The following is a 21,112-nucleotide window of genomic DNA, read 5'->3' on the forward strand; positions in this document are numbered from 1 at the left end:
ATGCGAATGTCAGCAGCAAAGATACGCCGGGGCACTGGCGGGGAGCGGCATCGCACGGGGTGCGGGCGCGTTCGAGATTCGGCTACCTTCCCCGGCATGACGCCGCACGCTCTCCGTCCCGACCTACTCGATCCGGCCGAAGTCGCGAGACTCGGCGGCCTCGAAGTCGTGACCGACGGCATTGTCGAGGGGTTCCTCGCCGGACAGCATCGCTCGCCGCGACGCGGCTTCTCGGTCGAATTCGCGGAACACCGGCAATATCAGCCGGGTGACGAACCACGCTACGTCGACTGGAAGCTGCTGGCGCGCACCGACCGACTCTACGTCAAGCAATTCGAGGAAGAGACCAACCTTCGGGCGATGCTTGTCCTCGATGCGAGTGCATCAATGGGATGGAGTGGCGCGCCTGATCGATTGAGCAAGATCGAATACGCCACCCGGCTCGCCGCGGCGCTGTCGCTGGTGCTGGTGCGGCAGCGCGACGCCGCCGGGCTCATCACCTTCGATGCGTCGGTACGTTCCGTCACGCCGGCGCGAATCCGCAGCGGGCACTGGAGCCTGATCGCGCGGACGCTCGCCGATACGACGGCTGGCGCCGGCACGGCGGCAGAGCCGGCGCTGCGACAGGTGGTCGGCGCGCTGCGCCGTCGCGGCCTCGTGATCTTCATCTCCGATCTCCTCTTCGATCGTGACCTCGCCATCAAGGCGCTGCGCTATCTCCGTCATCGCGGGCACCAGGTGCTGGTGCTGCACATCGCCGATCCCGGTGAACTCGAACTTGCGCGCGGCACCGAGACCCGTTTTCGCGATCTCGAGTCGGACGCGAACGTGACCCTCGCGCCAACGGAATGGGCTGATGCATACCGGCAGACGGTACGCGGCGTGGTGCGCGCGTGGGGTGAGGCATGCCGCGCCTCCGGTGTTCGCTACGCACTGGTGACGACCGACACGCCCTTTGGTCCGGCGCTGAGCCGCGCGTTGCGGGCGTGATCTCCTTCACGCTGCCGTGGGCGCTCGCGGGACTCGTCGCTGCCGCGCTGCCGCTGTTGCTCCATCTGGTACAGCGCCACGACGTCCCGGAAGTGCGATTTCCCGCCGTGCGCTATCTCCAGGACGCCACGCAACATGAGCAGCGCCGACTGCAACTCCGGCACTGGCTCCTCCTCCTCGTCCGCACGCTGCTGATTCTCGCGCTGGTCCTCGCCGCCGCCGGGATGACGATGCGAAAGACGCGCCTCGGAACCCACGTGCCGAGCGCGCTGGTCCTCGTGGTGGACAATTCCGCGGCGAGTGCAGTGGTGGTCGACGGGCAATCGCAGCTCACCGCGCTGGTGCGCGCGGCATCAGGCGTGCTCGATCGTGCCCTTCCCGGTGATCGCGTCTGGCTCGTGGCCGCCGACGGCATCGCCCGGACCGGCACACCATCGCAACTGCGCCAGCACCTTGCCGCGCTGAAAACAGAAGCGGCGCGCCTCGATCTCGGCCGCGCCATCTCGACCGCGCGCGACCTGATCCGCAGTAGCGGACGCACCGGTGAAGTCGCCCTCGTCTCGCCGCTGCAGCGCACCGCGCTCGGTGTGGCGCGCGGAAGCGGGCCGGTGCTGGTGATCCGGCCGACCACATCGTCGCCGGCGAATCGCGGCGTGGTCCATCTCTCCGCCGGATCGCAGCCGTGGGACGCCGCCGGTGGCCACCTGACGCTCACTATAGTGTCCAATGATACAGCGGCATCGCCGGTGACTCTTGCGGTTGGCGGGCGCCCGCTCCGCGACGTACTCGTCATTCCCGGCACTCCCTCGGTGCAGCATGTCGGGACCCTTCCTGCCGGATGGAACGAGATCTCGGCGTCGCTACCACCGGACGAATTCCGCCTCGATGATCGGCTTGCAGTGCCGGTGCATGTGGTGCCGCCGGCGCTGGTGTCGTGGGACACGACCGACCGCTACGTCGACGCTGCGGCAACAGTCCTCGCCGCCGACGGACGGATCCGTCGCGGCAACGGGATTCATCTCGGCGATCCCGGCCCGGGGCGCGGCGTCGTGCTCCCCCCGGCTGACCCGGCGAGGATCGGCGCGATCAATCGCGCGCTCGCGGCGCGAGGCGTGCCGTGGCGATTCGGCGCGCTGATTGGCGCGGCGCAGCGGATCGATTCGTCGTCGTTCCTTCCCGCGCGGGACGCGGTCACGCGCCGCTACATGCTGCAGGCGACCGGCCCGTCGGCGGAGATCCTTGCGTCGGTCAATGGCGATCCGTGGGTCGTGCGCGGCGGCGGACTGGTGCTGGTGGGATCGCGTCTCGACCCGACCTGGACGGCGTTGCCGCTCTCGGCATCGTTCGTTCCGTTCATCGATGCGCTGCTCACCGGGGCGGCGGTCGGTGAACTCCAGATCCCTGACGGCATCGCCGGGGAGCCGGTCACCCTTCCCCCGCAGGTCACTGCCATCGCGCACAACGGCACTGTCGTCCGCGTCGCCGGTCGATGGGTGCCGCAGGAAACCGGCGTGTTCCATTTGCTCGGCGGTACGGATACCTTGGGCGCCGTCGCGATTCGACTCGACGCGCGAGAATCCGATCTCACGCGCGCCACCGATCGCGAGGTGCATGCCCTCTGGCCGGGCAGCACGATCGCGGGACTGCGGGATGGACCCGCGTTGGCATTCACCGCCGGGAGTCGCGCAGATCTGCGCGGCGCCCTGCTCTTGTTGGCGCTGTGCTGCGTCCTGGTCGAGACGGTACTGGCCGGCCGCGTTCGTAGACGAGACTGAATGACGCTGCGTCCCATCCTTGAAGCCTTTGACCGCTGTGCCACGGTTCGTGCGCTGGCGGAACGGATTCCTGCGCGCGGTCGCACCCTTCGTCTCGCCGGTTTGCCCGGTTCGAGCGGAGCGGTGCTCGCCACCTGGCTCGCCGGCGACACGCTTCGCGGCCGCCTCGTCACTGTCCTCGCCGCGACGCCCGCCGACGCCGAACGATGGTTCACCGATCTGCAGCATCTCGCCAGTGACGGCGTCGCGTTGTACCCGCAGCGCGAAGCACTTGGCGAGGACGAGCCGCACTTCGAAATCGCCGGCGAACGGGTCGAGACCATCGAGGCGCTCCTTCGCGGCGAACTCCGGATCCTCATCACGACGGCGCGAGCGAGTGCGGAGCGGACGGCGATTCCGTCGTCGCTGGAAGCGCTGCGATTGCAGATCGGCGTGGGAGCCGAGCTGCCGCTCCGCGACCTGATCGAATCGCTCGGTGCGATGGGCTACAATCGCGTTGCGGCAGTGACCGAAGTGGCGGAATTCTCGGTCCGCGGCGGGATCGTCGACATCTACGGATTCGGGATGTCGGCGCCGGCGCGGCTGGAATGGTGGGGCGACGCGGTCAGCTCGATCCGCGCGTTCGACCTCACCACGCAGCGCTCGGCGGCGGAGATGCAGGAGATCACGGTGCTCCCGATCCGGAGCAACGCCGATCGCGTCGTGACGATGGGAGGCCCGACGGCGCGGAAATCGCTGCTCGAGCTCCTTCCCACCGACACTCTGCTCCTCGAGGATGCCTCGCATCCCGACGAGGAAGAGGTCGACCGTGCGTGGCGCGAAGCGGAGCATCATCTCGAGATCGCGCGGCGCCTGGGCGAAGAGACGCCGCGGCGCGAGGAGCTGTTTGTCGATCCGTCAGAGTGGCGCCAGCGCGTGGCGGCCTTTGCCAGGCTGGTGCTCCGCGACGAGCCGGCCGACCTGCAGGTCGGCTTCTTCCCGCCGGAGAAGGTCGATCGTGACCTGAATCGCCTGCGCGCCATGCTGGGGCACGGCACGCCGACGCTGATCCTGTGCGACAATGAAGGGCAGCGTGAGCGGCTCGACGAGCTGCTCGAGGACAACGGCTTCCGGCCGGCGGGGACGACGCTCGTCGTCGGCGCCCTCGACGGCGGGTTCGTGATGCCGACGCTTCGCGTCCTCACCGATCACGAAATCTTCCGTCGCGCTCGCCGCCTGCGCCGGTCGCGACGATACCGGCAGGCAGCGCCGTCGACGGTGACGGGAACGCTGGCGCTCGGCGACTATGTGGTGCATCTCGAGCACGGTATCGGGATCTACCGCGGAATTGCCGCGATCACCGTCGAGGGCGGCGTGATCGAGGTCGCCGTACTGGAGTACGAGGGCGGCGACCGGCTGAACGTCCCGCTCTATCGTCTCGACCAGCTGGAGCGATATCGCGCCGCCGACGATGATGGCGATCATCCGCCGCCCAAGCTGCATCGGATCGGGGGGACACAGTGGCGCAAGGTGCGCGAACGGACCCGGCAGGCGATCCAGGCGATGGCGGCGGAGCTTCTCGATCTCTACGCGCGGCGAAAGTCGGTCGCGGGCTACGCCTTCCCGCCCGACACTCGCTGGCAGCGTGAACTCGAATCGTCGTTTCTCTACGAGGACACGCCGGACCAGCGCACCGCCTCCGAAGCGATCAAGCGTGACATGGAACGGCCGATGCCGATGGACCGGCTCCTTGTCGGCGACGTCGGCTATGGCAAGACCGAAGTCGCGGTGCGCGCCGCGTTCAAGGCGGTGGCGGGCGGCAAGCAGGTCGCGGTGCTCGTCCCGACCACGATTCTCGCCGAGCAGCATTTCCGCACCTTCGCCGACCGCCTCGCCGACTATCCGGTCAAGATCGAGGTCCTCTCACGCTTCCGCACGCTCAAGGAACAGAAGGAAACGGTCCGCAAGCTCGCCGTTGGTGAGCTCGACATCGTGATCGGCACGCACCGGATCCTTTCCAAGGACGTGATGTTCAAGGATCTCGGCCTGCTGATCGTCGACGAGGAGCATCGCTTCGGCGTGAAGCACAAGGAGCGGCTCAAGCAGCTGCGGCTGGCGGTCGACGTGCTGACCCTCACGGCTACGCCGATCCCGCGGACGCTGCATCTCTCGCTGGCGGGGCTCCGCGATCTCACCGTGATCGAAACGCCGCCGCGCGACCGCTCACCGATTCTGACCTTCGTCGAACCGTGGGACGACGGGCTGCTCGACGAAGCGATTGCGCGCGAACTCGACCGCGGCGGCCAGGTCTTCTTCGTCCACAACCGGATCGAGACGATTGCGACGATCGTGGCGCGAGCCAGGGCGCTGGCACCGCGCGCACGCGTGGCGCTCGGCCACGGCCAGATGCCGGCCGACGAACTCGAAGAGGTCATGCGGCGTTTCGTGGTGGGCGACGTCGACATCCTCGTGTCGACGATGATCGTCGAATCGGGACTCGACGTTCCCAACGCCAACACGATGATCGTGCACGATGCCCATCGATTCGGATTGGCACAGCTCTATCAACTGCGAGGTCGTGTCGGGCGGTCGCACCGCCGGGCGTTCTGTTACCTCGTGGTCCCCGACCTGATCGACCCGGCGGCGGAGGAACGGCTGAAGGTGCTGGAGCATCATACTGATCTCGGGGCCGGGTACCGGATCGCGCTCAAGGATCTCGAGTTGCGCGGAGCGGGGAACCTGCTCGGGTCGGAACAGTCCGGGCACGCCCAGGCGGTCGGGTTCGACCTCTACCTCCGCTGGCTGGAGGAGACGGTGACGGCGATGAAGGGGCGGGTCGAGGGTGAACTCCCCCCGCCGCCCGACGTGGTCTTCGATACCCCGGCGCACCTCCCGGACACGTATGTCCCGGATGACGCCACCAAGCTCGACCTCTACCGCCGACTGGCGCGGGCGTCGGCACCGGGCGACATTGATGACCTTCGTGCCGAGCTGCGCGATCGCTTCGGGACCCCTCCGGTCGAGGCCGACGCATTGCTCGACATGGGCCGGTTGCGGACGATGGGTGCTCGCCTGGGGCTGCAGCACGTTCTGGTGCGCGGCGACGAAGCGCGGCTCACGTTCCGGCATGGAGCGGCCCCGCGCCTGGCTGGTTTGACCCAGGCGCTTGATGATGTCCAACTCGCCGCCGAGGTGCGGCGGACGGTGCCGCTGTCGCTCCGGCTGTTACGGCTGGGCGGCGAAGCGTTGGTGCCATCGCTGGTTCGAGCGCTGCGGCAGGTGGCGGCGTGAGCCGGCATTCATTCACACTCTTGGGGAGTCCGATGCGTCGTAACATGCTGTTGGCTGTGGGGCTGGCCGTCGCGGTTGGCGGGTGCGGGATGTTCTCGGCGCACTCCGATGTGGTCGAGCAGGCAGCCGGCCAGAAATTCACTTCGCAGCAGCTCGCCACCTTCCTCGATTCGGTGAAAGGACCGATCCGCCTCGACGCCCAGACCGGCAACCTGGTCACGGCGCTGTGGACCGACATGACGCTCTTCGGCCAGGCCGCCGCGGATAACAAGCTGACCACCGACTCGGCGTTCGTGGCCGAAGCGATGTGGCCGATGATCGCGCAGGCGACGGCGGCTCGCTGGATGGATACCGTGGTCACCCGGAAGGCGAAGATCACCGACGCCTCGATCGACAGCGCCTACAATGCCGATCAGGCGCGCGCAGTGCAGCACATTCTCATCACCGCCGATTCCAACGCGCCCAAGGCGGTGCACGACTCCGCCCGGAAGAGGATTGAGGGCATTCTCGCGCAGTTGAAGGGTGGGGCGTCGTTCAGCAAGCTGGCGTTCGAACAGACGCAGGATCCCGGCTCCAAGGCCGACAGCGGCTATTACCCGCCGCAGCCGCACGGCAAGTACGTGCCGGCGTTCGAGAAGGCGCTCTGGTCGCTCAAGCCCGGCGAGATGTCCGGCATCGTCACCACGGCGTACGGGTATCACATCCTGCGGCGTCCCACCGCGGCCGAATCGGCGCGCTGGTGGCGTGATTCGCTGAGCCGCTCGATGGCGACCAAGATCACCGAGCAGTATTTCAGCGACCTCAATACCAGTTACGCCGTCAAGCTCGACGCCAACGCGGTGCCGCGGATGCGCGGATCGCTCGACGATTTCGACGACCATGCGGACGACAAGTCCACGATCGCCTCGTACAAGGGCGGCGCCTTCACCACCGCCGACTTCGTCCACTGGATGCGGGCGCTCACCTCCGATCCGTTCCAGGGACAGGCGCAGCTGGGCCAGCTCAAGACGGCCCCCGACAGCGTCTTCCGCAAGTTTGCCCAGACGATGGTGCAGGAAGACCTGATGCTCAACGACGCCGTCAAGAACGGCATTCACCTGCAGCCGGCGGAATGGAAGGAGCTCGAGACCGGGTTCGCGGCCTCGATCGACACCATCAAGCAGGTACTGGGTCTCACGCCGCAGGTGCTCGACCCCAAGGCCTCCACGTCGGCTCGCGAAAAGGCGGCGCAGGAGAGGGTCGATCAGTTCTTTGTCGACATGGCGACGCAGAAGCAACAGCCGCACCCGCTCCCCGGCGTGCTCGCGGCGACCTTGCGCGCACGCAACAAGACGAAGTTCAACGCGGTCGCGATGGAACACGCCCTCGACCTGTCGCGCAGCAAGCGGGCGGCCGATTCGCTCAAGTCGGCGGGGCAGCAGCCGGCCGCAGCACCTCCGGCCGGGATGAAGCCGGCGCCCAGCGGACCGCCGATCCCCGGCGGTGACACCGGCACGAACGGAGCGGCAAAGAAGCCGTGAGCCGATTCCTCCGGGTCCGCGCAGCCGCGACCGCGCTGCTCTGCTCGATCGCCGTAACGTCGGCGCGGGCCCAGGGGGCAACCGCCCCCGACACGACCACGGTCGATCATATCGTGGCAGTGGTTGGAACCCATGCGATTCTTTCGAGTGAACTACTCGAAGAGGTGTACGCGCGGGCGAGCGGCGGCACGGACCGCATTCCGCAGCCCACGCAGGATTCGGCGGGATATCACAAGGCGCTGCGACGCTACATCGACACCCTGGTGAACTTCCAGCTGCTGCGCCAGGAAGCCGAAGCCGACACCACCATCAAGGTGACCGATCAGGAGGTCCAGGACGCGGCCGACCAGATCGTCAACAACGCGCGGAAGCAGTTCAAGACCGAAGCAGAATTCCGCGACCAGCTCAAGGCGATCGGTTTCACCAATTCCGACGAGTGGCGCGCGTCGCTGCTCGACCGCCAGCGCGGTACGATCGAGGTGAGCCGCTTCCGGTCGCAGCTCGCCGATGAAGGAAAGATCAAGTCGCTGACGCCGACGGAGAAGGAGATGCGCGCCTACTACGATGCGCACGTCGCCGAGCTCCCGCCGTCGCCCGAAACCATTTCGTTCAAGCAGATCGTCGTGGCGCCGCGGCCGACCCCCGAGGCGAAGGCGCGCGCGAAGGCGCTGGCCGATTCGCTGGTGGTGGAGCTGCGCAAGGGCGCCGACTTCGCGGCGACCGCGCGACGGTTTTCGATGGACGAGAAGAGTCGTGCCGATGGCGGCAACCTCGACTGGTTTGCCCACGGCGTCATGGTGCCGGCGTTCGAAGCCGCCGCGTTCTCGCTTCCCGTCGGCACCATCTCCGATCCGGTGGAGAGTCCGTTCGGTTACCACATCATCCAGGTGCAGCGGAAGCAGCCGGGTGAAGTGCAGGCGCGGCACATCCTGATCATGCCAGTCATCGATTCTGCCGGTGCCCGCGCCGCGCGCGACACGGCGGGCGCGATTGCCGCCGCACTCGCGAAGGGCGCCTCCTTCGACTCACTCCAGCACACCTATCACGACAACGCCGAGGACAAGGAGATCGACGACTATCCGATCCCGGCGATGCAACAGGACCCCGCGGGGAAGCCATATCTCCCGGCGATCGCCGGTCTCGACAGCGGCCAGGTCAGCAAGGTCTTCGAGCTTCCGGCGGCCGGAACGCCGCTGCGAAGCAAGTGGGCGGTGCTGCTGGTGCTGAAGCGCCGGGCGCAGGGACAGCGATCGTACGACGATCTCAAGGACCAGCTCCGCAAGCTGCTCGGCACGATGCTGGGCGAGCAGGACTATCTCACGCAGCTTCGCAACAAGACCTACGTGGACATCCGAGAGCCGTGACGCGGCGTGCCCGGCTCGCGATCACGTTGGGCGATCCGCGAGGCATCGGGCCGGAAATTACTGCTGCAGTCCTTGCCTCCGGTGTCGACGCCGATATCACCGTGATCGGCGCGCGCGAACAGCTCGGCCAGATCGAAGGCGTGACCCCGATTGCCACCGGAAGCTGGCGGCCGGGCGACCGCATCGCCCGGAACACCGCCGTCGAAGCGGGACTGATCGCCGGCCGGGCGATCGAACAGGCCGCGCGCCTCGCGCTGGCCGGCGAGGTCGACGCAATCGTCACCGCCCCCATTGAAAAACACGCCGTGCATCTCGCCGGATTCCCGTTTCCCGGGCATACCGAATGGCTCGCCCATCTTGCCGGCGGGTGCGATGTCGCGATGATGCTCGCGAGCGACCGGTTGCGGGTCGTGCTCGTCACCACGCACGTGGCGCTGCGCGACGTGCCGCTGCTGCTCACCACCGACAGGATTGTCCGGGTCGGTGCGGTGACCCGCACGGCGCTGCAACGCTGGTTCGGAATCGCCGAGCCGCGGCTCGCCGTCTGCGCCCTCAATCCGCACGCCGGAGAGCAGGGTCTGTTCGGCGATGAGGAGCAGCGGATCCTCGCGCCGGCGGTCGAACGCCTCGGCGCTCATGGTCCGCTTCCCGCCGATACCGTGTTCGTGCGCGCGATGCGCGGTGATTTCGACGTGGTCCTGGCGCCCTACCACGATGTCGGAATGACCGCCATCAAGGTGGCGTCGTTCGGGCACGGCGTGAACGTGACACTTGGGCTTCCGTTCGTGCGGACTTCCCCCGACCACGGCACGGCGATCGATATTGCCGGCACCGGACGCGCTGATACCGGCAGCATGCGCGCCGCCGTGGATCTTGCCCTCGACCTTGCCACCCGGAGCCGTGCGGCATGAGCCTGCGCGTGTCGATCCTGATCCCGGTGTACAACGAAGCCCGGACCCTCGAACGCCTGATCGACAGGGTCCGCGAAGTCGACCTCGACAAGGAGATTGTCTGCGTCGACGACGCCTCCGGCGACGGCAGTGCCGCGATTCTCGACGGGCTGCTGGAGGAAGGGAAGATCGATCAGGTGCTCCGCCATCGCGTGAATCGCGGCAAGGGCGCTGCGATCCGCACCGCGATCGACGCTGCCACCGGTGACGTCATCGTGGTGCAGGATGCCGATCTGGAATACGACCCGCGCGAAATCCCGGGACTTCTCGGGCCGATCGTCGCCGGGAACGCCGACGCCGTCTTCGGGTCGCGCTTCCTCGGCGGCCCGCACCGCGTCCTCTACTTCTGGCACTCCGTCGGCAACTCGATGCTCACGCTGATGTCGAACATGTTCACCGACCTGAACCTGACCGACATGGAAACCTGCTACAAGCTGGTGCGCGCGCCGTTGATGAAGAAGCTGATCTTCACCACCGATCGCTTCGGCTTCGAACCGGAAATCACGGCCCGGCTCGCGCAGGCGCGCGCGCGAATCTGGGAGCTGCCGATCTCGTACTCCGGCCGCACCTACGAGGAGGGGAAGAAGATCGGCTGGAAGGACGGGATCGCGGCGTTCTGGCACATCTTCCGCTTCAATGTCCTCCCCCCGCGAAACGACGTCGTGCGGCACAGGGACCGCGATCAGTATCTCGAGGGTCCATTCAAGCGGAAAGGCGAGTAGGTCACTCCGCCCCGTCGGGCGCGGGCGGACCCGGCACGTCGCGGACCACGACGGTCTGCACCCGCCGGCCGTCCATCGCGACGATCTCGAACCGGTGATTGCCGATGGTGACGCTGTCGCCATTGGCCGGCAGGCGCCCCAGCTGTCCGAAGAGGTAGCCGCCGATCGTGGTGTAGTCGGTGTCGTCGAGCTCGGCCTGGAATCGCGCATTGAAATCGCTGACCGGGAGTGCTCCGGGAATGCGCGTCGCGCCATCGCTGGTCACGCGCGACATCTGCCGCACCGGATCATGCTCGTCGTAGATCTCGCCGACGATTTCTTCCAGCAGGTCTTCCATCGTCACCAGTCCGGCGGTCCCGCCGTACTCGTCGAGGACCACGGCGAGATGACTCTTCAGCCGCTTCATGTCCGCCAGCACATCCTCGACCTCGCGTGTGCCGGGAACGAAGAGCGGTTCGCGCAGGATCGTGCCGACCATCGCCGACGGCGTGTCCCGCAGTGCGCGCAGGATGTCCTTCGCGTGCACCACGCCGACGATCTCGTCGAGTGAATCGCGATAGACGGGATAGCGGGACCGGCCGGCACGGGCGACGACATCGGCGGCGTCGGCCACCGTCATGTCGGCTTCGATCGTCACCATTTCGGTCCGGGGCGTCATCACTTCTTCGGCGCTCTTCTCGCTGAATTCAAAGACCCCTTCGAGCAGCCGCGCGTCGCTCGCTTCGAGTGCGCCCGATTCTCCCGAATGTTCCACCAGCAACCGGATCTCCTCGGGGGAGTGGAGCGGTTCGCGCTCCGAGAGCGGCTGGAGTCCCAGCAGCAGGACAAGCCGGTTGGCCGACCGGCGCAGCAACGCGATCGGATAGTGCATCACCCAGGCGAAGCCGAGGAGCGGTGGCGCGAGCCAGCATGCCACCAGTTCGGCGTGCAGCAGCGCGATCGCCTTCGGCACCAGTTCTCCGAGGAGAATGTGCAGCACGGTGATCAGGGTGAACGCCACCGCGACCGCGACGCCGTGTGTGGCGATCTTCGCGGCCGCGGGCGGCAGGGCCGCGAAGAAGGTCGCGAACATCCGTGCCACGGCTGGTTCGCCGACGGAACCCAGGCCGAGGGACGCCAGCGTGATCCCCAGCTGGGTGGCGGAGATCACGCGGTCGAGGGATTGGACCGCCCGGAGCGCCAGCGTAGCTTTGCGATTACCGCCGCCCGCCATCTCTTCGAGGCGGGTCTTTCGCGCAGAGACCAGCGCGAACTCCGCGGCGACGAAGAAGGCATTCGCCACGACGAGTGCGAGGACGACGATGACGCCGAAGCCGGTGGACATGGCCCAGAAGGTTAGCAGCCCGAGTCCGATCCCGCGCAAGATCGCGATCGTCCTTGCGCTGACCGCGGCGTTCACCGTGGTCGAGATCGCCGGCTCGTTGATGAGCAACTCGCTCACGCTGCTCGCCGACGCCTCGCACATGGGGACCGACGTCGCGGCGCTCGCCCTGGCACTCGTCGGTGCCCGCATCGCCCAGCGGCGCGAAGGCCCCGCGCAGCACTTCGGCAACCTCCGCTGGGAAGTGCTCGCCGCGATGATGAACGGCCTGGCGCTGTTCGTGATCGGCATCCTGATCACCGTCGAAGCCATCGATCGCTTCGGACACCCGCGCGCCATCAACGCCGTCCTCTTCGGCGGCGTCGCCGCAGCGGGGCTGCTCGTCAACCTCCTCTCGCTGCGCGTGCTGCACGGCCATCACGAAGAGAACCTCAACGCGCGCGGTGCCTACCTCCACATTCTTGGCGACGTCCTCGGATCCGTCGGCGCGATCGTCGGCGCGATCGTGATCCACTACACCGGGTGGACGCGCGTCGATCCGATCATCTCGGTGCTCGTCTCGGTCATCATCCTCCGCAGCGCCTGGCGGCTGGTCCGGACCAGCGGGCTGATTCTCCTCGACCGGGTTCCCGACCACCTCCAGCCGGCGCGCGTCGAGGCGGCGATGATGGCAGTCCAGGGCGTCACGCGCGTGCACGACCTGCACGTCTGGACCGTCGCCAGCGGGCTCATCGCGATGAGCGCCCACGCGGTGGCACCCGACCTCGACGCCCACCCGGCGATCCTGCGCCGCCTCGAACAGGCGATGGGAGGGATGGGGATCCGGCACGTCACGATCCAGCTCGAAACCGGTGACGAATGTGTCGGGGAACTGTGCGGCGATGATGACGGTTCTGCCGACACGCTCATGCTGGATCACGGGCACGGGCACAGCCACACGCACGGGCACCCCCACGGTCACGTCCATTAGCGGCTTGCCGCGGGGGTAGGCGGGGTCTATATATGCGCCCCGGTCCCGAGGGGTATCGCGCCCGAAGGACCGGGGCGTTGACACAAAACGAACTGAGAACACATTGCCGATCCGCAACATCGCCATCATCGCCCACGTCGATCACGGCAAGACGACGCTGGTTGATCAGATGCTTCGCCAGGCAGGCGCCTTCCGTGCCAATCAGCACGTGGAGGAGCGGGTCATGGATTCCAACCCGCTCGAGCGCGAGCGGGGCATCACCATTCTCGCCAAGAACACCTCGGTGCAATGGGGCGGGACCAAGATCAACATCGTCGATACGCCGGGTCACGCCGATTTCGGCGGTGAAGTCGAACGGATTCTCCGGATGGTCGATGGGGTGCTGATCCTGGTCGATGCCGCCGAAGGTCCGATGCCGCAGACGCGCTTCGTCACCCGCAAGGCACTCGCCCTCGGGCTCCAGCCGATCGTCGCGATCAACAAGATCGACCGCGGCGACGCCGAGCCGCTCCGGGTGCACGACGAAGTGCTGAGCCTCTTCCTCGACCTCGAAGCGACCGACAAGCAGCTCGAATGCCCGTTCCTCTACACCTCGAGCCGGGCCGGTACCGCGACCCTCGAACTCGACCATCCGGGAACCAACCTCGAGCCGCTCTTCCAGGCGATTCTCGACACCGTCCCGGCGCCGACCGGCGATCCTGAAAAGCCGTTCCAGATGCTGGTGTCGACCCTCGACTTCTCGAGCTTCCTCGGGCGCATCGCGATCGGGCGGATCGAGCGGGGCCGTCTCGCCGCTGGCGACCAGGTGACCCTCCTTCCGATGGGCGCCCCGGGGATGGTCAGCGCCGAAGAGCCTGGCGTCGAACGTGGGCGTGTTACCAAGCTCTACACCTTCGACGGACTCCACCGCGTCGAGACGGCGTCGGTCGACGCCGGCGATATCGTCGCCCTCTCGGGATTCGAAACGATCGAGATCGGGAAGACCTTCACGGCTCCCGACTATCCCGAGCGGCTCGAAGGGATCGCGGTCGAGGAACCGACGATTTCGGTTGATTTCATCGTCAACAATTCGCCGTTCGCCGGACGCGAGGGGAAGTACGTCACCTCCCGGCAGCTGCGGGACCGCCTCTTCAAGGAACTCGAGCGCAACGTGGCGCTCCGGGTCGAAGAGACCGATTCCCCCGACACCCACACCGTCTCGGGACGCGGCGAGCTTCACCTCGGCATCCTGATGGAGACGATGCGGCGCGAAGGCTACGAATTCCAGGTGTCGCGTCCCCGGGTGATTCTGCGCGAAGGCGAGAACGGCGAGCGGCTCGAGCCGTACGAGGAACTCACGATCGACGTCGCCGAGTCGTTCATGGGCGTGGTGATGGAGAAACTCGGTCCGCGGCGTTCGGAAATGCTGGAGATGCGGAATCCGGGTCAGGGAATGGTGCGGATCACCTTCAAGATTCCGGCACGTGGCCTGTTCGGGTACCGGTCGGAGTTCCTGACCGACTCGCGCGGCACCGGGATCATGCACCACCGCTTCCTCGAATACGGGCCGTGGGCTGGGCCGTTGAGCGGCAGGAAGCGCGGGGTGATGATTGCTGACCGCGAGGCGCCGGTGGTGGCGTTTGCACTGGGGAACCTGCAGGAGCGGGCGCAGATGTTCGTCGCTCCGGGTGAACAGGTGTACGAGGGGATGATCGTGGGTGAGAGTGCCCGTCCCGGCGACATGGACGTCAATGTCGGGAAGGAAAAGAAACTCACCAACATGCGGACCACGGCGTCCGACGATCACATCCTCCTCGAACCACCGCGGGAGATCACCCTGGAGTACGCGCTGGAGTACATCGAAGAGGACGAACTGATCGAGGTTACGCCCGAAAATATCCGGCTCCGCAAGCGGGTGTTGCAGGCGACCGAACGGAAGAAGGCCCAGCGTGCGGCGAACCGGGTCGCCGACGCATCTTGACTTGCAGGCCCGACCGCTCCTTTTTGCCGCCGGTCGGAGGTTGATCCGTCAACAGCAGGCTCAGTTCGGAACCGCGGAGGTTACCATGTCGGCGTGGGAGGCGTCTCTCGAAGGAATTCCGCAATCGGTGATGCGGGGGCGCTTCGACGAGGACGAAGAGGAGGAGAAGTTCGAGGGCGGAGGCTTCGACTTCGACGAGGACGATGAAGACCTCGACGAAGACGATGAAGAAGGTTTCGACGACGAAGATGACGATTTCGAGGACGAGGAGTTCGAAGGGGGAGACTTCTCCTTCGATGAGGAAAGCGAAGAGGAGTAGCCGGTCCGTCCCCTCCCGCAATGAGAAACGCCCCGCTGATCCGCCGGCGGGGCGTTCGCATTCATCAACTGCCCTGATTCACCCGGCAATCTCTCCCGCGTCGAGCAACCGCCCTGCGATCCGGTCGGCCACGGCCGGGTCATCATACGCTCCGCTAGCGACCTTCTGCGCGATCGTCTGGAGCGCCGCGGGCGACAATTCGCCGGTGGGGATGGTGGCGTCGGAAATTCCGGCGGCGGCAGGAGAGAGCTCGACCTGATCGGTGGGGGCCGTATCGCTCGCGGGGCGGTCGCCGTCGCGCGGCGCACCGACGCGGTTGCCGTGCGCCGTCCCCTGGGCGCGCTGCGGATCGGGCTGTGGGACGCTCCCTGAGACCACCGGATCGATCGCCATCCGAACTCCTCCGCGCGCGGGTCGGGGTAGAGAATACCCGATTCACCAGCACCATTCCACCGCGCTCTTTATCGGCCAGCGCGGCAGAAGTGTGAGTCTACCCCCGCCGGTCGATCAGCGTCGGTCCCGGCGCACCCCAGCGGCTGCCATATCCTCGGACGATGGCGTTGAGCTGCTCGCTGGCGCGCTTCATCTCGACTGTCACCCGTCCCGCTTCGCCGGTCATCTGCTCGGCCAGGTTCTGCGCCGCTGCGGCGGCCATCGCCCGTTCGCGCTCGAGTTCGGCAAAGAGCGACACGGCGTGCTGGTCGGGACGCGGTGTCGCGGTATCGGACTGCACCGCGGCGCGAATCGACAGGAGCTGGACCTCGCGTGCCGAGATATCCGCAAAGACTCCCTCGGCCTCGGCGGTGAAGATCTCCAGCAGGCCGGCATCCTCCATCCGGAGCACCGCGCGCTGCGCCTCGACGATGTGCCGGTAGCGCGCCAGGTCGGCGATCTGCGCCGCGAGGAGCGCGGCCGCGTCGTCGGCGGACGGCTGGTTCATACCGGGTGGCCGAGGACCTGTTCTGCCGCTCCCTGCCACGCCTCGTGCAGTTCGGTGACGATCTTGGTGACGGCGTCGAGACGGCCGAGATCGGGGTGGGCGTGCACGCCGGCGAATTCGCCGAGCATCCAGCTGTAGAGGTTCGCCAGGCCGCCCGCGAGTTCGCCGCCCGCATCGTGATTGAGCGACACCTGCAGTTCGCGGACGATCTCTTCGGCGCGGAAGAGCCGCTCGCCGCGCTGCTCGATTTCGCCGCGCTCGAGATGCCGGCGCGCCTGCCGGAGGAGGACCAGCAGGTGCGAGTAGAGCAGCACGACGCGCTGGGCCGGCTGCATCGCCAGCACTTCCATCTCACGATACCGACTCGGCTGGGAGTAGCTCATCGATCACCCGCCCAGTGCGCTGGAGTTGCCGCTCGAACTGGTCGACGAGGTCGACGGCGACGTGAATGCGAGGAGCGACTGCGCCTGCCCCTTGAGATTGGCGATCGCCGTTTCCATCGCGGAGTACTGCGCCACCAGCGCGGCACGGCGCCCGGCGAGGCGGGTATCGATGTCTGCCACCTGCTGCACCAGCCGGTCGTTCTGTGCGCTCAGCGCGGCGACGTGCTGGTCGAGCAGGCCGCTTCCCTGATTGACATAGGTATCGAGGAGCCGTTTCACGGCCGTCGCGGTTCCGACGTCGAGGGTGATGCTGCCGAGATCGCCGGTGGTTGCGCCGGCGTATCGAATCGTCAGACCGGCGGCTGCGGTATCAGTGTTCCCCACCAGGGTGCTTCCGGAACCGGTCGCTGCAAAGCCGCCGATCGTCCCCTGGACGTCGGTGCCGACTGCCGATGCGGTGGGACCCCACGCTTCCGACGCTCCGTCGCCGACGCCGTCGACCGCCACCGTGAAGCCGGCGTAGCTGGCGGCGTTCTGCGACGTCAGGACGATGTCGTTCCCGGAGGAGCTGACATCGATCCCCAGGCCGGCACCAGTGATCGCCGATTGCAGGGCGGTCACGATATCGCTGGTCGTCATCCCCGTCGTGAGCGCGAGCTGCACGCTCTTCCCGGACTGCTTGTCGGTCAGTGTCATCGTGTCGGGCGTGGCACCGGCGTCGTAGGTGCCGCTGAATCCGCTGGTCGACAGCGTTGCAGCCGTCGCCGGGGCGGTGATGTTCACGTCCCAGCTGCCGCTGCTCGTGGCGCTGCCGCTCGAGACGAATGACACGGCCGGGTTGTCGGCAGTGCGCGTCTCGCCGAAGAGCGCCTGGAGATCGCTGTATCGCGCCTGGAAGAGCGACGCGAACGTGGTCGAATTGAACGAGATCGTTCCGTCGGCGTTGAGCGAGAGCCCCGCCTTCCCGGCGGTGGCGAGGTCGCTGGCCGCGCCGGCAACGGTCTGCAGCAGCTCGTCGGGGAGCTGTCCCCGGATGCCGCGCACCAGCGAATCACCGTACAGCGCCGGGACGGTCCCGTCGGATCCGATCGTTCCCTGCTGCTGCACGAACCCGACGACATTGTTGTAGGCCGTGACGAACGATTGCATCGCCGTGGCGGCCGCGGACTCGTCCCGCGTCACCGTCAGCTGCGTCGTCGCGGTGGAATCTGCCGCGGTGAGATTGAGCGTCACCCCTTCGATCGCGTCGCTCACGGTATTGCTGCTGCGGGTGAACGCGATGTTGTCGATCGAAAAGCTCGCATCGGCGCCGGTGACCAGGAACGCCGAGGCGAGCTTGGTGCCGGCGCTGTTGATGAACCCGAACGACTGCAGGACCGTCCCGCTGGAGTCCGCGAGGGTGGCGCCAGCCGCACCGGTATTGTCGCTGGTGAGCACCAGCCGGTTGTCGGTCGGCGAGACCGAGAGGATCGACGCGGTCACGCCGCTCGGCGTCGTCCCGCTGTCGAGCGCGTTGATCGCATCGCGGATCGACGACAGCGAGTCGGTCGTCGCGACGGTCACGCTCTTGCCGTTCACGGTGAAGGTGCCGCTCACGCCGAGCGCCGCCGTGGTGCTCGATCGCGTGGTGCTGCTCAGCTTTTCCGCCGCGGCCAGCTTCGAGACCTGGATCTGATAGGTCGCCGGCGATGCCTCCGCCGTGGTCGTGGCGCTCACCACCGCTCGCGAGCCCGCCAGCACCGTCAGGTTCGTCGTGGTCGCGTCGAACGAGGTGCCGTCCTGCAGCGCTCCGGCGGCGTCATCGAGCGCACCGAGGAGGGTGCGATAGCTCGACAGCGCAGTCTGCTGGTTCTTGAGGGCGGTTTCCTGCGTTTCCATGGTCGCGGCAGGCTGGCGTTCCTGCGCGATGATCGCGTCGATCAGGCTCGACGTATCGATGCCGGAGATCAGTCCACTGATGGAGGTGAGAGGAGTGGTCATCGTCGGGCACCGTCTTCGAAGTGGTGGGGGACCGCGGCTGCGGCCCCCGCACCGGGTATCACTCCGCCGGAATTAGCGGAGCAGCGTCAGTACCTGCGCTGCCGACTGGTTGGCCTGCGAAATCATCGCCATGCCAGCCTGCTGCAGGATGTTGAACTTCGTGAACGCCGTCGTTTCCTGCGCCATGTTGGCGTCGCGGATCGTCGACTCGGCGGCGGTGGTGTTCTGCTGGATCGTGTCGACGTTGGTCTGCGCGTAGCTGATCCGGCTCTCGGCGGCGCCGATCGCGCCGATCGCCGAGTTGACGTGGTCGGTCGCGGAGTCGATCGCCGTGAGTGCTGCCTGGGCGTTCGCCGCGGTGGTCACGTTCGAGGTGCTGATACCAAGAGTCGACAGCGTCAGGTCGACCGAGCTCAGAGAGATCAGGTCGGAGCTGGCGTAGTGACCGCTGGAGCTCACCATGAAGTTGCCGCCGCTGCCGGCATTGATCGTCAGCGCGCCGATGGCGGTGTCACGGACGTACCCGGAATCGGTGTTCACCTTGACCCCGAACTCCGAGAAGTTGAGCGTCTGCGCACCGGCCACATCGGCCACCGTCTGCGACACGCCACCCTTGGTCATCGTGATCGTGTGGTTCGTGGTGTCGGCCGTCAGCGCGTAGGTGCCCGCGGCATTTCCCGTGAAGGTCGTGCCGCTCGACGGAACGCCGGTGACCGAGAACAGCGCGCTCGACGTGTTGAGCGACGCACCGAACGAACCGTCGATCAGGTTGCTCCCCTGATACTGGGTCGTCGCGGTGATGCGGGTGATTTCCTGCAGCAGCTGCTGGAACTCCGCATCGAGCTTGTCGCGCTGGGATCCGATCGTGTCCGAGTTGGATTCCGTCGCGAGCTCCTTGAGGCGGTCAAGGATGGTGGAGATGGTGTTGGTGGCGCCGTCGGCGATCTGCAGCATCGAGTTCGCCTGCGAGGCGTTGCGGGAGGCGGCAGAAAGGCTCTGCGCCTGCCCACGGAGCTTGTTGGCGATCGCGAGGCCTGCCGCGTCATCTCCCGAGCTGTTGATGCGGAAACCGGACGACAGGCGGGCAATTTCCTTGTTCATGTTCATGCCCGACGCGGTCGTGTTCAACAGCGCGATATTCGCCCCAAGATTGGTCTGGATACTCGACATGCGGTGTTCCTCCCTAAACGTGGACCCGGGGCGTCCGTGCCCCGGCGATGCGACCCGATATGGTCGCTCCGCCCGTTATCGGTTGAGGAACCCCGACCATGAGTGGCCGGGGGGAGGGGTCAGGCTGGCTGCAGGAGGGTGGGGAGATCGAACGGCACCGCGGTCCGGCCGACTGCATCGGTGCGAATGAACTGATGGCCGGCGCGGCTCACCGGATCGATGATCACCGGCGCCTGGAGATTCGCCGTCGCTGTTTCATCCTGCGCCGGCAGCGTGACGATCGCATACGCGTCGCCGCCGATCTCGCCGAGCGGCTCGCTCAGCGCACCCCACCGGATGAGGAGGAAGGCGAGCGCCGGTGCATCGAGCGACTGGAGCCAGGCGAGCGCCCGTGTCTGCGCCGGCAGCAGCGCGAAGTGCGTCGAGTTGGGGAAGCCTGGCAAGCCGTCGGCGAAGTGGACCATCCGGGAAGGCGACACCTGGATGGTACCAAAGAGCCGGGTGACAAAGGTCGGTTCGATCGAGGCGGGGCGGATGGCAGCGCTCATTGCAGGTAGTTCACCAGTGAGGTGTTGAGAATCTTGCTCGTGGCGAGCAAGCCCGCCTGGAGCGCGGTCTGGATCGACGCAAGGTTGAGCGACGCTTCCTCGATCGGGATATCCGCCGCGTTGCTGCGCGCGGTGGAAAGCGAGGTCTGCTGCGCGGTAAAGGCATTGGTCGCCGACGTGAGCGCATCGGTGCGTGCGCCGACGTCGGCGAGATTGTTCTGGGTCGCATCGAACGCCGTGTCGAGACCGGTCATCGAGGCGAGAATGGCGTTCGAATCGTTGCTGTTGAGCGCGTTCTGCAGGGCCGTGAGTGATTGCATCGCCCCCGAGTCGACAAAGAGCTGCGCGCCGGTGTGCGTGGTGTTCACGGTGACGCCGTTGCCGATCTCCGCCTGTCGCTGGGCGGTGTTGCCGACGTAGCTCCCGTCCGCCTGGAACGGCTCGGCATCGGTCGCCGTGCCGGCGAAGACATACTGGTCGCCGATCTTGAGATTGCCGAGCGACACCGCCTGGGCCAGGAGCTGCGACACTTCGGCGCCGGCGGCAGCGCGGGTCTGCGCATCGCCATTGCTCCCCGCCTGCTCGGTCGCGAGTTCCTTCGCCCGGCTGAGCAGATCGGTGAGCTGGTTGAGTGTCGATTCCTCGCCGCTCAACCCGGTCTGCACCGATGAAATGTTGCGGAGATACTGGGTCACCCCGCGGGTTGCCGCATCGATCTGCATCACCTGGCCGCCGGCCACCGGGTCGTCGGAGATCGTGGCGTTGCGCTGCCCGGTCGACACCTGCGCCGATGCCTGGTCGAGTGCATTGAACTGGTTTTCCACCTGCTGCAGTGACCTGGTGTACACCATGGCATCGGTAATTCGCATCGCGATACGTCCCTGGAGGTTTTGCGGTGCGCCGATTATCGGATACCTTTCGCGCGGCATG

General features: G+C 66.8%; 18 protein-coding genes. 10 read left to right on the top strand and 8 right to left on the bottom strand.

The genetic code is table 11. The features are described 5' to 3' along the window. The first annotated feature begins 96 nt into the window (after positions 1 to 96). Genes VGM20_04605 through VGM20_04635 form a run of 7 tightly spaced genes read left to right on the top strand, consistent with a single transcriptional unit; the run spans position 97 to position 10,591 of the window. A complete protein-coding gene (locus VGM20_04605) occupies positions 97 to 990 on the top strand; it encodes a DUF58 domain-containing protein (protein ID HEY4100141.1) in 894 nt (297 codons plus the stop codon). Beyond that, the gene (locus tag VGM20_04610; GenBank protein ID HEY4100142.1) at positions 987 to 2,765 is read left to right on the top strand and encodes a VWA domain-containing protein; all 1,779 of its coding nucleotides are present in this window, start codon (positions 987 to 989) and stop codon (positions 2,763 to 2,765) included. The genes VGM20_04605 and VGM20_04610 overlap by 4 nt, the downstream gene beginning before the upstream one ends. After that, on the top strand, positions 2,766 to 6,035 hold the full coding sequence (gene mfd / locus VGM20_04615) for a transcription-repair coupling factor (GenBank protein HEY4100143.1): 3,270 nt from the start codon (positions 2,766 to 2,768) through the stop codon (positions 6,033 to 6,035). It begins immediately after the preceding gene. Between the two features lie 32 nt (positions 6,036 to 6,067). Beyond that, the gene (locus VGM20_04620) at positions 6,068 to 7,555 is read left to right on the top strand and encodes a peptidylprolyl isomerase (protein HEY4100144.1); all 1,488 of its coding nucleotides are present in this window, start codon (positions 6,068 to 6,070) and stop codon (positions 7,553 to 7,555) included. Continuing rightward, positions 7,552 to 8,919, top strand: a complete 1,368-nt coding sequence (locus VGM20_04625; protein ID HEY4100145.1) for a peptidylprolyl isomerase — start codon at positions 7,552 to 7,554, stop codon at positions 8,917 to 8,919. The genes VGM20_04620 and VGM20_04625 overlap by 4 nt, the downstream gene beginning before the upstream one ends. After that, a complete protein-coding gene (gene pdxA, locus VGM20_04630; GenBank protein HEY4100146.1) occupies positions 8,916 to 9,830 on the top strand; it encodes a 4-hydroxythreonine-4-phosphate dehydrogenase PdxA in 915 nt (304 codons plus the stop codon). The genes VGM20_04625 and pdxA overlap by 4 nt, the downstream gene beginning before the upstream one ends. Beyond that, the gene (locus tag VGM20_04635; GenBank protein HEY4100147.1) at positions 9,827 to 10,591 is read left to right on the top strand and encodes a glycosyltransferase family 2 protein; all 765 of its coding nucleotides are present in this window, start codon (positions 9,827 to 9,829) and stop codon (positions 10,589 to 10,591) included. The genes pdxA and VGM20_04635 overlap by 4 nt, the downstream gene beginning before the upstream one ends. 1 nt (position 10,592) lies before the next feature. Here the strand turns inward: VGM20_04635 and VGM20_04640 are convergent, their stop codons facing one another. Beyond that, positions 10,593 to 11,915: a hemolysin family protein gene (locus VGM20_04640; protein ID HEY4100148.1), complete on the bottom strand. Its 1,323-nt coding sequence runs from the start codon at positions 11,913 to 11,915 to the stop codon at positions 10,593 to 10,595. Between VGM20_04640 and VGM20_04645 the strand changes: the two genes are divergently transcribed. The 3 genes from VGM20_04645 (at position 11,893) to VGM20_04655 (ending at position 15,161) form a co-directional block, all read left to right on the top strand. Further along, positions 11,893 to 12,882, top strand: a complete 990-nt coding sequence (locus VGM20_04645) for a cation diffusion facilitator family transporter (protein ID HEY4100149.1) — start codon at positions 11,893 to 11,895, stop codon at positions 12,880 to 12,882. The two genes, VGM20_04640 and VGM20_04645, sit on opposite strands and share 23 nt — an antisense overlap. A gap of 103 nt (positions 12,883 to 12,985) precedes the next feature. After that, on the top strand, positions 12,986 to 14,842 hold the full coding sequence (gene typA, locus VGM20_04650; protein HEY4100150.1) for a translational GTPase TypA: 1,857 nt from the start codon (positions 12,986 to 12,988) through the stop codon (positions 14,840 to 14,842). A gap of 40 nt (positions 14,843 to 14,882) precedes the next feature. After that, positions 14,883 to 15,161 (top strand): hypothetical protein, encoded by a 279-nt coding sequence (locus VGM20_04655; GenBank protein ID HEY4100151.1) that lies wholly within the window; start codon positions 14,883 to 14,885, stop codon positions 15,159 to 15,161. Positions 15,162 to 15,239: 78 nt separating this feature from the next. Here the strand turns inward: VGM20_04655 and VGM20_04660 are convergent, their stop codons facing one another. The 7 genes from VGM20_04660 to flgL all read right to left on the bottom strand — a co-directional run bounded on the left by VGM20_04660 (position 15,240) and on the right by flgL (position 21,051). Then, positions 15,240 to 15,554: a hypothetical protein gene (locus tag VGM20_04660; GenBank protein HEY4100152.1), complete on the bottom strand. Its 315-nt coding sequence runs from the start codon at positions 15,552 to 15,554 to the stop codon at positions 15,240 to 15,242. 97 nt (positions 15,555 to 15,651) lie between these two features. After that, positions 15,652 to 16,101: a hypothetical protein gene (locus VGM20_04665; protein HEY4100153.1), complete on the bottom strand. Its 450-nt coding sequence runs from the start codon at positions 16,099 to 16,101 to the stop codon at positions 15,652 to 15,654. Further along, positions 16,098 to 16,484 carry a flagellar export chaperone FliS gene (gene fliS / locus VGM20_04670; GenBank protein ID HEY4100154.1) on the bottom strand — a complete coding sequence of 129 codons (387 nt, stop codon included), beginning with the start codon at positions 16,482 to 16,484 and terminating at the stop codon, positions 16,098 to 16,100. The genes VGM20_04665 and fliS overlap by 4 nt, the downstream gene beginning before the upstream one ends. Before the next feature lie 3 nt (positions 16,485 to 16,487). After that, positions 16,488 to 18,464: a flagellar filament capping protein FliD gene (gene fliD / locus VGM20_04675; protein HEY4100155.1), complete on the bottom strand. Its 1,977-nt coding sequence runs from the start codon at positions 18,462 to 18,464 to the stop codon at positions 16,488 to 16,490. A 72-nt stretch (positions 18,465 to 18,536) separates the two neighbouring features. Continuing rightward, complete coding sequence (locus VGM20_04680; GenBank protein ID HEY4100156.1) at positions 18,537 to 19,634, bottom strand: flagellin; 1,098 nt, start codon at positions 19,632 to 19,634, stop codon at positions 18,537 to 18,539. Between the two features lie 119 nt (positions 19,635 to 19,753). Beyond that, the gene (gene fliW / locus VGM20_04685) at positions 19,754 to 20,182 is read right to left on the bottom strand and encodes a flagellar assembly protein FliW (GenBank protein ID HEY4100157.1); all 429 of its coding nucleotides are present in this window, start codon (positions 20,180 to 20,182) and stop codon (positions 19,754 to 19,756) included. Continuing rightward, positions 20,179 to 21,051 (bottom strand): flagellar hook-associated protein FlgL, encoded by an 873-nt coding sequence (gene flgL, locus VGM20_04690; GenBank protein ID HEY4100158.1) that lies wholly within the window; start codon positions 21,049 to 21,051, stop codon positions 20,179 to 20,181. Before flgL ends, fliW begins: the two co-directional genes overlap by 4 nt. Positions 21,052 to 21,112: the final 61 nt, after the last annotated feature.

This window comes from Gemmatimonadales bacterium (genome assembly GCA_036500345.1).
In the GTDB taxonomy this organism is placed as follows: Bacteria; Gemmatimonadota; Gemmatimonadetes; order Gemmatimonadales; family GWC2-71-9; genus Palsa-1233.

Excerpts from the sequence above, each read along its gene's own strand:
- VGM20_04605 (HEY4100141.1), top strand. The coding sequence starts at position 97 with ATGACGCCGCACGCTCTCCGTCCCGACCTACTCGATCCGGCCGAAGTC.
- mfd (HEY4100143.1), top strand. The coding sequence starts at position 2,766 with ATGACGCTGCGTCCCATCCTTGAAGCCTTTGACCGCTGTGCCACGGTT.
- VGM20_04620 (HEY4100144.1), top strand. The coding sequence starts at position 6,068 with ATGCGTCGTAACATGCTGTTGGCTGTGGGGCTGGCCGTCGCGGTTGGC.
- VGM20_04635 (HEY4100147.1), top strand. The coding sequence starts at position 9,827 with ATGAGCCTGCGCGTGTCGATCCTGATCCCGGTGTACAACGAAGCCCGG.
- VGM20_04645 (HEY4100149.1), top strand. The coding sequence starts at position 11,893 with ATGACGCCGAAGCCGGTGGACATGGCCCAGAAGGTTAGCAGCCCGAGT.
- VGM20_04640 (HEY4100148.1), bottom strand. The coding sequence starts at position 11,915 with ATGTCCACCGGCTTCGGCGTCATCGTCGTCCTCGCACTCGTCGTGGCG.
- VGM20_04660 (HEY4100152.1), bottom strand. The coding sequence starts at position 15,554 with ATGGCGATCGATCCGGTGGTCTCAGGGAGCGTCCCACAGCCCGATCCG.
- VGM20_04665 (HEY4100153.1), bottom strand. The coding sequence starts at position 16,101 with ATGAACCAGCCGTCCGCCGACGACGCGGCCGCGCTCCTCGCGGCGCAG.
- fliS (HEY4100154.1), bottom strand. The coding sequence starts at position 16,484 with ATGAGCTACTCCCAGCCGAGTCGGTATCGTGAGATGGAAGTGCTGGCG.
- fliD (HEY4100155.1), bottom strand. The coding sequence starts at position 18,464 with ATGACCACTCCTCTCACCTCCATCAGTGGACTGATCTCCGGCATCGAT.
- VGM20_04680 (HEY4100156.1), bottom strand. The coding sequence starts at position 19,634 with ATGTCGAGTATCCAGACCAATCTTGGGGCGAATATCGCGCTGTTGAAC.
- fliW (HEY4100157.1), bottom strand. The coding sequence starts at position 20,182 with ATGAGCGCTGCCATCCGCCCCGCCTCGATCGAACCGACCTTTGTCACC.
- flgL (HEY4100158.1), bottom strand. The coding sequence starts at position 21,051 with ATGCGAATTACCGATGCCATGGTGTACACCAGGTCACTGCAGCAGGTG.